This window comes from Sphingomonas sp. ABOLE (assembly GCF_003950455.1).
Classification (GTDB): domain Bacteria; phylum Pseudomonadota; class Alphaproteobacteria; order Sphingomonadales; family Sphingomonadaceae; genus Sphingomonas; species Sphingomonas trueperi.
The window spans coordinates 1-13147 of the sequence record NZ_QQWY01000068.1; the positions used below are offsets into that span (position 1 = coordinate 1).

Here is a 13147-nt window from a genome sequence, read left to right on the forward strand (position 1 = left end):
GGGAGTGTGGGGCATCAGCGGGGGCAGCGCTGCGCTATGAGGAGGGCTCCACGCAGCCCCCGCTGCCGAAGGCGTTGTGCCATTTCTATCTTGCGGCGGAATGTGCCTTTTCTAACTGGCGGCAACACTGGTGTGCAGGGTCTCTAGTAGCGGCACCCTGCCCGGGCCGACGGACCCTGCCCATGTGCGCTCCGAGCCCCAGAAGATGCCGCAGGCGCTGGCCGCGCTGATGCTGCAGAACGGCGCGAAACATCTTGAGCAAATGTTGCCGATCAACCTGTTTTTGCTCCGGTGTACCGCGGCGTCGCTGCCGGAGACGCGCGCCTTCGTGGCCGGTCTGGCGCCAGAGGAGATGACGGCGGTACGCGTCGACGGGTTGCGACAGGTGCAGGCAGGGATAAGGCAGAGTCTCGCGGGCATGCTCGACGTCGCGTTCGCGCCCGCCCTGGACGCGCGGCGCAGGATACGCGTGTTGCAGGCTGTCGCGGTCGACGTCCCGCGCATGGTGGCCTCCTTGCCGCGGGACGTCAGGCCTCGGCTGCGTGCCGTCCTCGACAGGTTCCGCCTCGACCAGAAGGGCGACTCCAGGAAGCTGGCGGATGCGATCGCCACACCTAAACCGCCGTATGATTTCTCACCGGCGACGCGCGCGCCAATTAGGGCGGTCGATGGTGGAGAAGAAGATGGCCGGTTCGGACAAGCCCGTGGACGGCGTGGCCCCCTATGGTGGGCCGGCCGGTGGCTGGGGCGCCCTGCGCGCCGTGGCGTTGGCGGTGAAGAACGAGATGGGCGCCAGCGCGCGGGCGCGGGCGCTGCTCGAGGTCAACCAGCCCGAAGGCTTTGACTGTCCCGGTTGCGCCTGGCCGGATCCGAAGCACACCTCGTCCTTCGAGTTCTGCGAGAACGGCGCCAAGGCCGTCACCTGGGAGGCGACCGAGAAGCGCGTCGATGCGGATTTCTTCGCCGCGCACACGGTGTCCGAGCTTTGGGACTGGTCCGATCACGCGCTGGAACAGGCCGGGCGGCTGGTGCAGCCCTTGCGCTACGACGCGGCGACCGACCATTTCGTGCCGATCGCATGGGACGAAGCCTTCGACCGCGCCGGCGCGGTGCTGCGCGGGCTGGAGGATCCGAACGAAGCGGAGTTCTACACCTCCGGCCGCGCCTCGAACGAGGCGGCGTTCCTCTACCAGCTGTTCGTCCGCGCGTTCGGGACCAACAACTTCCCCGACTGCTCCAACATGTGCCACGAGGCGACGAGCGTCGGTCTTCCCCAGTCGATCGGCGTGGGCAAGGGCACGGTCACGCTCGACGATTTCGACCATGCGGACGCGATCTTCTGCATCGGGCACAATCCCGGCACCAACCATCCGCGCATGCTGGGGACGCTGCGTGAGGCCTCGCGCCGCGGTGTGCCGATCATCGTCATCAATCCCATGCGCGAGCGCGGGCTGGAGCGTTTCCAGGATCCGCAGGCACCCCTCCAGATGCTGCGCAACGGATCGACGCCGCTGGCCTTGGCCTATCACCTGGTGAAGGTGGGCGGCGACGTCGCGCTGCTGAAGGGCGTGATGAAGGCGCTGCTCGCCAGGGACCGCGCGCAGCAGGCGGCGGGCGGCCCGGCGGTGTTCGACCATGCGTTCATCGCGGCGCATACCGCAGGCTTCCCCGAGCTGGTCGAGGACCTGGACCGACAGGCCTGGCCCGCGCTGGAGCAGCGCTCCGGCCTCTCCCAGGCGGCGATCGAGAGCATCGCCGACGTCTATGCCCGCGCCGACCGGGTGATCCTCTGCTACGGCATGGGCATCACCCAGCACCGGCATGGTACCGAGGCCGTCCAGCAGATGGCCAATCTGCTGCTGCTGCGCGGCAATATCGGGCGCGAGGGTGCGGGGATCTGTCCGTTGCGGGGCCATTCCAACGTCCAGGGCGACCGGACGGTCGGCATCACCGAAATCCCGGCCGAGCCGTTCCTCGCCCGCCTCGACGCGCACTTCGGCATCACCAGCCCGCGCGCGCATGGCCATAATGCGGTCGAGGCGGTGGCGGCGATGCACGCGGGGCGCGCAAAGGCGTTCATCGCGCTCGGCGGCAATTTCGCGGCTGCGATGAGCGATCCGCAGACGACCTTCGCGGCGTTCCGGGAACTGGACCTCAACGTGCAGATCTGCACCAAGCTCAACCGCACCTGCCTGCTGACGGCGCGCGAGAGCATCATCCTGCCCTGCCTGGGCCGGACCGAAAGCGACGTGCAGGCCGCGGGCGCGCAGCTGATCACCGTCGAGGACTCGATGTCGATGGTGCACGCGTCGCGCGGCTTCCTGAAGCCCGTCTCGGACCAGTTGCGCTCGGAACCGGCGATCATCGCCGGGCTCGCCAAGGCCGCGGTGCCGGCGGCGCCGATCGATTGGGATGCGCTGGTCGGCGACTATGACCGCATCCGCGCGGCGATCGAGGCGGTCTTCCCTGACTTTGCCGACTTCAATGCGCGCATTCGGGTGAAGGGCGGGTTCCGGCTGCGGGTCGGCGCATCCACACGCGCGTGGGACACCCCCGACGGCAAGGCGCATTTCCTGGTCTATCCCTCGACCCAGGAAGATCCGGACATCGCCGACGACCAGCTGACGCTCGCCACGATCCGCAGCCACGACCAGTACAACACCACGATCTACGGCCTCAACGATCGCTATCGCGGCGTGACCGGCCGGCGCGACGTGGTGTTCGCCAATGCCGAGGATCTGGCGGCCCACGGCCTGGCCCATGGCGACCAGGTGGACCTGGTTGCGGGCGACCGGGTGCTTGCCGGCCAGACCATCCTGGCCCATCCGATCTCGCGCGGGTCGCTCGCGGCCTATTATCCCGAGGCCAACTGCCTGTTGCCGTTGGCGGACGTCGACGGGCGCAGCGGCACGCCCTCGTACAAGTCGATCCCGGTGCGGCTCCGCCGATCCACCGTCGGCGTCGCAGGGTAGCACGCACGATGGGGGCGTACGAATAAAGCTGCATATGTCGTAGGGCGTTGCGTTCGGGCTGCGGCTTCCCGTTCGTCGACGGAAGCCGGGGGTTGGCGGAGCTCGTCTCCGCGAGCGGAACCTATCGTTCCTTGCTCAACGCCGGGTCGCATGCGACGCTCGAGCTTTTGCAAGAGGGGTACTGACCCCCGATCACTTGGGAGCGGTGGATGACCAGCATGAAGGCAGCTTTGTCGAACGGCCGAGGGCGATCCCCGGCGAACGCATGTCGGCTGATCATCGCCACCGCCCTGCTGGTGGCATGCACGGCGCACGCCCAGACCAACCGGCCACCCGCCGGGGCGAGCGCCGCCGCGCTCCGGCCGACCGAGGGGGCGACGGCGGTTCGCATCGCGTCCGAGCCCGGCGTGACGCTGGCGGGAACGCTCCACCTCCCCCTGGACCGCGGCCATGCACCCTACCCGCTCGCGATCCTGATCCAGGGGCATGGCCCCAATGGCCGCGGCGGCTACGCGGAAATCATCCGGCACTTGAACGCGCAGGGGATCGCGGCGCTGGAATATGACAAGCGCGGCGTCGGTCAGTCGACGGGCCCGTACAAGGAAGACCTTCAGCGGCTGACGGCCGATGCCGCGGCGGCGGTAGCGGCGATGCGCCGCAATCCGGCAATCGACGGCAGTCGCATCGCGTTGATCGGCCATAGCCAGGGCGGGGTGATCGCACCCGCGGTCGCCGCTGCCGACCCGACGATCGCGGCGGTGGTCACGCTCGCCGGATCGGTGGGCGACGGCTTGCCCTATCTGCGTCAAGCGATGCTCAACCAGATGCGCGCCGCCGGTCGGCCGCAGGCGGTCGCCGAGCCTGCGGCGGACGCTGCCCTGGCGCTGCTCCAGGCGCGGGCCGACCATCAGGATGCGGCCATGATCGCGCAGCGCCGCGCCGAGGTGATCGCGCGATTCGAGGCCGCTGGCTTTCCCCGGCCGCTGGCCGAAAGCGCGCTCGCGAGGATCGATACCGAGGAAGCCTGGCGGGCGGACAAGCTCCGCTCCGCGTCCGATCTCAAGGCGCTGCAGATACCCGTGCTCGCCGTCTTCGCCGACAAGGATCCGCTGGTGGTGGCGTCGATCGAAGCGGCGGACGCGCGGAAGGCGCTCGCCGCAAACCCGCGGGGCTCGGTGGTGGTGCTCGACGGGTTGAGCCACTGGTTCCAGGAAGGCGCGGTCACCGGCGGCGAGGAGGAAGTCGCGAGCCTGGGGCCCAATGCGGGCTCGCCTCGGCTGGTGGCGTTGGTTGGGGATTGGCTCGATCGCGTGCTGGGCGAGAAGCCCCAGGCGGCAGGCAACGCCCCGCCTCGCTAGGCGCCGCCGCTCACACCGTGCAAGTGCGTACCGCCTGGGCGAGTGCGGTCAGCGGGTCGCCGGTCGGCATGAACTCGTGCGCGAAATAGCCCTGGAAGCCGAGATCGGCGATGCTCTTCGCCACCGCGTGCCAATCGACCTCCTGGGTGTCGTCGAGATTGTGGCGCCCGGGCACGCCGCCGGTGTGGAAATGGCCGATCCACGGCAAGCTTTCGCGGATCGTCGCGATCAGGTCGCCCTCCATGATCTGCATATGGTAGATGTCGTAGAGCAGCTTTACCCGCGGCGAGCCGACTTGCTTGGCGACCTGGACGCCCCAGGCGGTGTGATCGGCCATGTAATCGTGATGGTCGCGCTTGCTGTTGAGCAGCTCGACGCAGATCGTAACACCGTGATCCTCGGCGATCGGCGCGAGCCGCTTGAGCCCGGCGATGGTGTTTTCCGCGCCCTCGGCATCGGACATGCCCTCGCGGTTGCCGGAAAAGGCGATGACGTTCGGCACGCCCGCCTTGGCCGCCTGCGGGATGCCGGTGCGGAAGGCCTGCTCGAACGCGGCGTGATGCTCGCGCCGGTTGAGGCCGTGGGCGATCGTCATGCCCGGGGCGGCATAGCCCATGGTGCAGCGCAGGCCATAACGGCGCGGCGTCTCATAGTCGGCAGGTTCGAGCAGATCGATCCCCTGCAGGCCCATCTTGGCGGCGGCGGCGCACAGCTTGTCGAGCGGGATATCCTGATAGCACCAGCGGCTCACCGACTGCTTCAGCCGCCCGGCAGGGGCCGAGCAGGCGGGCACGGCAGAGAGCGCCCAGGTGGCAAGAGACGAAGCCATCAGTCCGCGCCGCGTGATCATCGCAATCCCTCTCCTCTTGTGCGGCCGAGGATAGGCACTGCGTCGGATTTGTCATCTAGTTCGTTGCTGCGGGACTCAGATCCGCGCGATCGAGGCATGGATCGGCAGCAGCGCTGCGCCGAGTGCCGAACCCGCGCCGCCCAGCTGCGAGATCTCGATCGGGTAGCGGCCGCGCTCACTCGCCGTGACATGGTCGCCCCAGGTGATCGCGCGGCGGTTCAGCCGCGCGGCCAGGCCGTGCATGATCGGCGCGGGCAGCGGGCTCATCAGCCGGATCGCGCCGGGATCGAGCCACGCCAGCGCCGAGTTGATCGTTTGGAGCAGCTGGTCGGCGGCGCGCTCCTGCCAGGCTTCGACCACCGCCTCATAGCCGGGGATCGCCTCCTCGAAATCCGCGAGCGACTCCACCGGGCAGCCCGCCGCCTGCAGCGTCGCGATCAGGTCGAGCGTGGTCGGGCGCGGCCGATCGCCGGGGTAGAACATGCCGATCTCCCCTGCCCCGCCCGATTCGCCGCGCATCAGCCGCCCTTCATGGACGATCCCCGCGCCGACGCCGTGGCCGAGCAGGATCACAACGGCGGTGGTGCAGCGCTGGATGAGCCCGCCCAGATAATATTCGGCGAGCGCGGCCGCGGTTGCGTCGTTCTCGATCCACACCGGCAGGCGCAGCGTTTCCTCGAACAGGTCGCGCAGCGGCGCGTCCTTCCAGCCGGGCAGGTTGCGGACAATGTGCCAGCGATTGCCGTCGCGCGACAGCGCGGGGCCGGGCGCGGCGAAGCCGATGCCATAGAGTCGGCGGCCGAGCAGGCGATGCTCGAGCGCGAGATCGTGGATCCGGCGGTCGACATGGCGCGCGAACCCCTGCGGATCGAGCGGCGCGATCTTCTCGGACGTGAGCGCGATGGTGCCGCCGGCATAGTCGACCACGGCGATCTCCAATATGCCTGCATAGAGCGCCAGGCCCACGGCATAGCCACCCGCGGGGGAGATGCGCAGCGGCACCGTCGGCCGTCCCCGGCCGGCCAGTGGCGCGGCGGGCAGTTCCTCGATCAGCGCCTGCCCGATCAGCGCCTTGGTCAGCTTCGAGATCGCCGCGTTGCTGATCTGCAGCACATTCGCCAGGTCCGAGCGAGACTGGGGGCCATGGGTGCGCAGCTGCCAGAGCAGGCGCTTCTCCTCGTCGAGCAGCGAGACCGGCGGATATTTCATGATAGGTACGCGGATAACGATGGGTGATTAATTTTCCCAGGAATAAATAAATCTGTCATCGACCCCGCGCATCGGCGCATCCAAGTTCAGAACAACTCGGGGGAACGATCCGATGAAGACGCACCATTTCGCCACCGGCTGCGCCGTGCTCGCGCTGAGCCTCGCCGCTGCGCCCGCCTTCGCGCAGACCAGCGACACGCCCGCCGCCGATCCGGCCCAGGCCGACGCGGATACCGGCGGCGACATCATCGTCACCGGCTCGGCCCGCGCGCAGCGCCGCTTCGACGTGTCCTATGCGATCAACTCGCTGAGCCAGGCCGACGTCCAGAAGATCGCACCGAAGAGCTTCGCCGACCTGCTCGGCACCGTGCCCGGCATCCAGGTGGAAGCCACCGGCGGCGAGGTGCAGAACATCACCCGCATCCGCGGCATCCCGACCGATCGCGGATACCTGATCTTCCAGCAGGACGGGCTGCCGCTCTACCACGAGATCGACGGCGTGTTCTTCAACTCCGGCGAAGGCATGAACCGCTACGACCTGATGACCGAGCGGGTCGAGATCGTGCGCGGCGGCCCGGCGCCGATCTACGCCAGCAGCGCGGCGGCGATCGCCAACAACATCACCGTCTCGGGCGGGCCGTTGGCGCGCGGCAAGGCGCAGGTAACGCTGGGCGATACCGGCCTCTACCGGCTCGACGCGATGCAGTCGGGCCCGCTCAGCGACAACACTTATTACGCGATCGGCGGCTTTATCCGCCAGCATGACGGCTATCGCTATGGCGGCTTCCCCAGCGACAAGGGCGGCCAGATCCGCGCCAACATCAAGCGCCAGCTGAGCAACGGCACGCTCAAGGTCTCGGCCGAGTATGTCAACGACCACAACGTCTTCTATCTGCCGATCCCGACCAACGATCCCCGCAACCCTTCGGTCTCGCTCAACAAGTATATCGACTATTTCGAGGGTACGCTGAACTCGCCCTCGCTGCGCAACGTCAACATCAAGTATCGCGATGGCTCGGGCGCGCTGCAGAGCATGAACCGCGACCTCTCCAACGGCCGCCACATGCGCTTCTTCAACGCCGCGATCGACTATGACGCGGACTTCAACGGCTGGCAGGTCTCGGCCAAGATCGGCGGCACCAAGGGCAAGTCGAGCTTCGACGCCTTCTACTCGACCACCAACCCGGCCGACGCGACGACCTTCGCCGCCGGCTATCTGACTGCCGCGCGTACCGCCTTCGGCCCCAATGTCGCGCGGCTCGGCTATGCCTTTGCGGGTACGGGCGGCGCCTCGGTCTATGATCCGTCGACCGCCTCGGGGCTGGTGATGTCCGGCCAGTATCGCGCGTCGGAATCGGACTTCTACTCGGTCCAGGGCGACCTCAGCGTCACCCGCAAGTTCGAGACCGGGCTCGGCAGCCACGACGTGCGCGTCGGCGTGTACAGCGCCTTCTACGGCAACACGCTGCTCCAGGCCTATCAGGACATGCTGATCGAAGTGCGCAGCCAGCCGCGCACGCTGGACCTGCTCGCCTATTCGGCGACCGGCCAGGTGCTCGGCTCGGTCACCCAGAACGGCGTGCTGCGCTACACCACCACGCTCAACCAGGGCGAGGGCGACGCGCAGATGATCGCCTTCTATGCCAACGACACCTGGGAGATCACCCGCGGCCTTCGCGTCGATGGCGGCATCCGCACCGAGATGTACGATTACAAGGGCATCGCGCTGCCGACCACCCAGGTGAACCTGGGCGACGGCACCACGCTGGCCGACGACACCACTCGCGCCTTTACCGGCCAGGTGCTCGACCAGCGGCTCAGCCCCAAGGCGACCAACTGGACCGTCGGCGTCAACTACGACCTCAACGGCCATTTCGGCGCCTATGGCCGCATCTCGAACCTCGAAGTGCCGCCGCAGCTGGGCGTGGTGACCGGCATCAACGCCACGATCCTCAAGACCAAGGCGCGCCAGTATGAAGTCGGCCTCAAGGCGAGCTTCGGCCCCAACTATCTCTATGCCACCGGCTTCTACACCAAGTTCAACCCGTTCAACGCCTCGTTCGCGGCGTTCAACCCGCTGACCGGCCGCAACGACCAGACGCTGCCGTTCATCGGCGAGGCCTCGGTCAAGGGCGTCGAGGTCGACGGCCGCGTGTCGCCGATCCGCTGGTTCTCGCTCGACGGCTCGGTGACCTGGCAGAACCCCAAATATGCCAATCTGCAGAACACCTCGGGCGCCGATCCGAGTGCGGTGAACGGCAAGCAGATCATCCGCGAGGCCAAGTTCTTCGGCAATCTGCGCCCGAGCTTCGATTTCGATCTGGGCGAGCAGAAGGTCTCGATCTTCGGGCGCTACGAATGGGTCGGCCGCCGCTATGTCGACCTGTTCAATCGCACCGCGATGCCGGGCTACCAGACGATCGGCGGCGGTGCCTCGCTCGACTGGGGCGCGTGGCGCTTCCAGGTGGTCGGCGACAATCTGTTCAACGCGCACGGCCTGACCGAGGGCAATACCCGCACCGACCAGTTCGCCGGCCAGGGCACGTCGGAGGCGATCTATGGCCGCCCGCTGTTCGGCCGCAACTTCCGCCTCATCGTCAGCCGCAGCTGGTGATGCGGGTGTTGCTCTCCGCCGCGGCGCTGGCGGTGACCGTGCTCGCCGCCCCGGCTTCGGCGGCGGACGACGCGGTGATCGCGGCGCTGTCGGCGCGGTTGTTTCCCACCCTCGACGCCGCCGGGCATGACCCGGCGGCGCTCGACCGGATCGTCCGCGCACCGGGGATGGAGCGCGTGCTGCGCACCCGGCGCGAGCGTCGCGCGGCGTGTGGGCAGGATCTGGCCTGCCGCGCCCAGGCGCTGCTGTGGAGCGAGCCCGAAGCGGCCGTGCTCCGAAGCGCGGTGGCGGCCGAGGCCCGGCTTCCTAAAGCCGACGACGGACGCGCCGCGCAGCTCGACCGCGAGATCGCCGGCATCAACGGGATCGTGCGCGTCTATGCACTTGGCGCCACCCCGACGACACCGATCGACGGCCCCGGCCCGATCGCACCGAAGGACCTAGCCGCCCGGCTCCAGGCCGCCGACTGGCTCGCAGAGACACCGCGCGACGGATCGGCGCAGCGGCTCGATCCGAGCATCGATTATGCGCTCGCGCTGCTCGACACGAGCGACCGCACCGACGCGATCGGCCATGAGCCGCTGACCGGCGGCGCCAATGCCGCGCCGATGGCCCGCGCCAAGACGCTCGACTGGAAGCGCTATCGCTACAGCGCGATGATCGTCACCGGAGTCGGTCCGGAGATCGAAGGCGAGCCGCTCAGCCCGTTCGGCAAGTACCATCTCCGCCTCGCCGCGCGCCGCTTCGCGCAGGGCGACATCGCTTTCCTCCTCGTCACCGGCGGCCGGGCGCATCCGCGCGCGACGCCGTTCACCGAGGCGGACGAGATGCGCAAGGCGCTGATCGCGCGCTATGGCATCCCTGCGGACGCGATCATCAGCGAGCCCTATGCCCGCCACACTACCACCAACCTGCGCAACGCCAGCCGGCTGCTCGCCGCCATGGGCGCGCCGATGCAGATGGAGACGGTGATCGTCTGCAACCCGCTGCAGAGCGGCTATATCGAAAGCGCCAGGTTCACCGAGCGCAACGCCGCCGAGCTCGGCTACCAGCCCGGCACGGTCGTCCGCCGCGTCTCGCCGACCGAACTCGTGTTCCGCCCGTCGCGCGCGTCCGAGCGTGTCGACCCGCGCGATCCCCTCGATCCCTGAAAGGAACCGCCATGCGCCGCTTCGCCCTGGCCGCCGCCCTGCTGCTTGCCCCCGCCGTCGCCCATGCCTGGGGGCATACCGCGCATGCGGTGATCGACCGCGCCGCGATCCAGGCGATCCCGGAAGGCGGCCCGACCTTTCTGCGCCGCTATGCCGACTATATCGCGGCATCGGCGACGCTGCCGGACAGCTGGCGCGGCGATTCCGAAGGCTTCTCGAAGATCGAGGAAGATCCCAACCATGGCTGGTTCCGCGAGCAGTTCGCCTTCCTGAAGCCGATCCCGCGCTCGCGCTATGCCTTCGTGATCGCGCTCTACAAGCACTATGAGACGATCAAGGACAGCGATCCGGCGACCGCCGCGCGCACCAATGTCCGCTGGACCGGCACGCTGCCCTATGCGGCGATGGAGGCGTATGAGCGGGTGATCGTCTGCATGCGCGCGATCCGCGCGGCGCAGGCACGCGGCGGCGACACTGCGGTGCCCGAGCAGCACTGCGCCTTCGACGTGATCCGCCTCGGTCACTATATCGGCGACGGCGCGCAGCCGCTCCACGATTCGGTCAACTCGGACGGCTGGCTTGGGCCCAACCCCAACAATTACACCCGCGACCGCAGCATCCATGGTCGCTTCGAGAGCCGCTTCGTCGATGCGATCGGCCTGACCCCGGCCGACATCGCATCGCGGATCGCCGCGCCCGCGCACCAGCAGGGCGACATGTTCACGGCCGTGCTCGCGTTCCTCGACCAGTCGGGCGACCGGATGGAGCGCGTCTACCAGCTCGAGAAGCGCGACGGCTTCGCCAACCCCGCCGACCAGGACGTGCGCGCGCTGGTCTATGAACGTACCGCGGCGGGGGCGGCGATGCTGCGCGACATGCTCTGCCGCGCCTGGGCCGAGAGTGCGCGACCGCCTGCCAAGGTCTCGCCCGGCCCGCTCGACTTCTCCAACCCCAAGTTCGATCCGGAAACCGGCTCGGCACCCGCCTGACGCCGGGCCAGTGCGCGCAGCAACCGCGCGTGCTGGGCATGGCCGAGCGTGAAGCGGCGCAGCAGCAGCAGCGCCAGCAGCGCCCCCGCCAGCGGCACGCCGAGCCCCAGGCCGAGCATGCCGAGGCGGACGCCCGTCGGCTGGATTGCGCCGGGGATATAGCCGAGCGCGCCCAGCACCCAGCCGATCATCGCGGTCGATGCGGCACCGCTCGCCTTCACCAGCACCAGGTAGAAGGCGAAGAGCCCGGTCTCAAAGCGTCGCCCGTGTCGCCACTCGACGACGTCGACCGCGTCGGCCAGCAGCCCCCAGGGTAGCATGAACACGCTCGCAAAGCCGAAGCCGACCAGCATCGCCCCGGCGATCTGGCCCACCGGCCAGGCGGTGCAGAGCGCGAAGACCAGCAGGCCGGCGGCGGTCACCCCATTCCCCGCGGCGAGCAACCGGCTCTTGCCGAAGCGGTGGGTCAGCGCGGTCCAGGCGAGCACGCCGCCGAATTGCCCGACGGTCATCGCGCCGAGCAGCAGCGTCACCGCGCCGGGGCGCTCGATCACATAGGTCCCCAGATACATCAGCATCCGGCCGAAACACGGCATGGCGAAGCCGGTGATCAGCGCCAGCGCGCCCATCCCCAGCACCATCGGATCGCGCAGCGGCACGGTGATGCGATCGCCGCGGAGCGCGGTTGCGGCGCCGCGCTGTCCGCCGCAGGCCCAGACGCAGAGCAGCATGGTCAGCGCGAAGGCGAGGCCTGCGCCGATTCCGGTGAGCGCCAACGCGCCGAAATGCCGCGCATGCCCGGCCTGCTGCACCAAAGGGGTGAGCACGCCGGCGATCGCCAGCGCGCTCGCGGTGCTGAAGAACAGGCGGTAGCCCGACACGCGCCCTCGCGCGCGGCTGTCGCGACTGACCTGCGCCATCAGCGCGTTATGGGGCACGTCGACCACTGCATAGGCGCCGCGAAACACCAGGATCGCCGCCGCCAGCATCCAGCCGCGATGCAGCCCCAGCGCCGGCATCGCATAGATCAGCGCGAAGGCGGCGCCGCACGGGATCGCGGAGAAGGCGACGGCCCAGCGATAGCCCCGCCCCGCCGCCCGCCAGCGCAGCACCAGTTTCGCGGCGAGCAGGTCGAATACCAGGTCGCCGAGCAGCGCGAACAGCATCAGCCCCGCCGCGCGCGTGCCGTCCAGCCCCAGCACGTCGGTGAGCAGGAATAGGATCGTCAGGTCGGCGCCGCTGAACAGCAGCGCCTTGCCGAAATTGCCCGCGGCATAGGCCAGCATCCGGCTTTCTGTGGCAAGCGTCACGATCGGAGCCTCGTTCGTGCAAAAAGCCTGTGTGCTTGCGCGCTTAGGCCAGCTCCATTGCAGTTCGGCGACGGGCCTGCGTCAATAGGCCCAGTCCAGCTGCAGCCAGACGCGGCTGGTGTCGGTGGCGAAGCGGTCCGCCTCGTAGCGCGCATAGCGCACCGAGAGCTGAGTCTTGCTGAGCTTGGCGGTGGCGAGCAAATTCCACTCGTCGCCATAATGCTGGTTCAGCCGATCGCTTTCGTAGCGGTGCCACACCGCCTGCAGCGACAACGCGTCGATCCGCCCCAGCTTCTTCCAGCCATAGCCGCCGCCCGCATAGAAATCGCGCACGCCGTTGGGCGGGGTAACCGTCAGCTTGTCGGCCCAGCCCTGGAACTTGAACACGCTGCCGAGCGGCGTCTGGAAGCTGGCGAGCGGCTGCCCGCCATCGGCGCCCAGCACTTCGTACCCGGTGTTGAGCGTCCAGCCGCGCACGTCCAGCGTGGCGTCGGCCAGCCAGTAATCGGCCTGGTAGCGGGTGGGGTTGTGGTGATAGTCGGACTGGCGCGCCCAGCTCAGCTGGTAGGGGTGACTACACGAAAGTGACGTATCTGCACGCTAAGGGCGAACAAATCCGGTACGATGCCAGCAGATGCTATTCGCAGGCTTTCCTGCCCCTTTTATGTGGTGCCGCCCTACGGGCGCCGATATG

The 13147-nt window shown here is 68.5% G+C and carries 7 protein-coding genes and 2 pseudogenes; 5 read left to right on the top strand and 4 right to left on the bottom strand.

The annotated features are described in order from the left end of the window. Nucleotides 1–683 precede the first annotated feature (683 nt). Nucleotides 684–2972 carry an FdhF/YdeP family oxidoreductase gene (locus tag CA234_RS23255; protein WP_126002868.1) on the top strand — a complete coding sequence of 763 codons (2289 nt, stop codon included), beginning with the start codon at nucleotides 684–686 and terminating at the stop codon, nucleotides 2970–2972. A gap of 209 nt (nucleotides 2973–3181) precedes the next feature. Next, nucleotides 3182–4330: an alpha/beta fold hydrolase gene (locus CA234_RS23260; RefSeq protein ID WP_126002869.1), complete on the top strand. Its 1149-nt coding sequence runs from the start codon at nucleotides 3182–3184 to the stop codon at nucleotides 4328–4330. 10 nt (nucleotides 4331–4340) lie between these two features. Here the strand turns inward: CA234_RS23260 and CA234_RS23265 are convergent, their stop codons facing one another. Next, the gene (locus CA234_RS23265; protein ID WP_206431288.1) at nucleotides 4341–5159 is read right to left on the bottom strand and encodes a TIM barrel protein; all 819 of its coding nucleotides are present in this window, start codon (nucleotides 5157–5159) and stop codon (nucleotides 4341–4343) included. 96 nt (nucleotides 5160–5255) lie between these two features. Beyond that, nucleotides 5256–6389 carry an ROK family transcriptional regulator gene (locus CA234_RS23270; protein WP_126002870.1) on the bottom strand — a complete coding sequence of 378 codons (1134 nt, stop codon included), beginning with the start codon at nucleotides 6387–6389 and terminating at the stop codon, nucleotides 5256–5258. 112 nt (nucleotides 6390–6501) lie between these two features. On the opposite strand from CA234_RS23270, the gene CA234_RS23275 reads away from it, so the two are divergent. The 3 genes from CA234_RS23275 to CA234_RS25095 are packed head-to-tail and all read left to right on the top strand — an operon-like array spanning nucleotide 6502 to nucleotide 11143. Beyond that, nucleotides 6502–9003, top strand: coding sequence for a TonB-dependent receptor (locus tag CA234_RS23275; protein ID WP_126002871.1), 2502 nt, complete (start codon nucleotides 6502–6504; stop codon nucleotides 9001–9003). Next, the gene (locus tag CA234_RS23280) at nucleotides 9003–10154 is read left to right on the top strand and encodes a YdcF family protein (protein WP_126002872.1); all 1152 of its coding nucleotides are present in this window, start codon (nucleotides 9003–9005) and stop codon (nucleotides 10152–10154) included. Before CA234_RS23275 ends, CA234_RS23280 begins: the two co-directional genes overlap by 1 nt. A gap of 11 nt (nucleotides 10155–10165) precedes the next feature. Beyond that, the gene (locus CA234_RS25095; RefSeq protein WP_241213665.1) at nucleotides 10166–11143 is read left to right on the top strand and encodes a nuclease; all 978 of its coding nucleotides are present in this window, start codon (nucleotides 10166–10168) and stop codon (nucleotides 11141–11143) included. Between the two features lie 56 nt (nucleotides 11144–11199). Here the strand turns inward: CA234_RS25095 and CA234_RS23285 are convergent. Both CA234_RS23285 and CA234_RS23290 read right to left on the bottom strand, forming a co-directional pair. Further along, nucleotides 11200–12429: pseudogene (locus CA234_RS23285) on the bottom strand (MFS transporter); the annotation flags it as partial. Nucleotides 12430–12534: 105 nt separating this feature from the next. After that, nucleotides 12535–13020: pseudogene (locus CA234_RS23290) on the bottom strand (hypothetical protein); the annotation flags it as partial. Nucleotides 13021–13147: the final 127 nt, after the last annotated feature.

Excerpts from the sequence above, each read along its gene's own strand:
- CA234_RS23255 (WP_126002868.1), top strand. The coding sequence starts at position 684 with ATGGCCGGTTCGGACAAGCCCGTGGACGGCGTGGCCCCCTATGGTGGG.
- CA234_RS23260 (WP_126002869.1), top strand. The coding sequence starts at position 3,182 with ATGACCAGCATGAAGGCAGCTTTGTCGAACGGCCGAGGGCGATCCCCG.
- CA234_RS23265 (WP_206431288.1), bottom strand. The coding sequence starts at position 5,159 with ATGGCTTCGTCTCTTGCCACCTGGGCGCTCTCTGCCGTGCCCGCCTGC.
- CA234_RS23270 (WP_126002870.1), bottom strand. The coding sequence starts at position 6,389 with ATGAAATATCCGCCGGTCTCGCTGCTCGACGAGGAGAAGCGCCTGCTC.
- CA234_RS23275 (WP_126002871.1), top strand. The coding sequence starts at position 6,502 with ATGAAGACGCACCATTTCGCCACCGGCTGCGCCGTGCTCGCGCTGAGC.
- CA234_RS23280 (WP_126002872.1), top strand. The coding sequence starts at position 9,003 with ATGCGGGTGTTGCTCTCCGCCGCGGCGCTGGCGGTGACCGTGCTCGCC.
- CA234_RS25095 (WP_241213665.1), top strand. The coding sequence starts at position 10,166 with ATGCGCCGCTTCGCCCTGGCCGCCGCCCTGCTGCTTGCCCCCGCCGTC.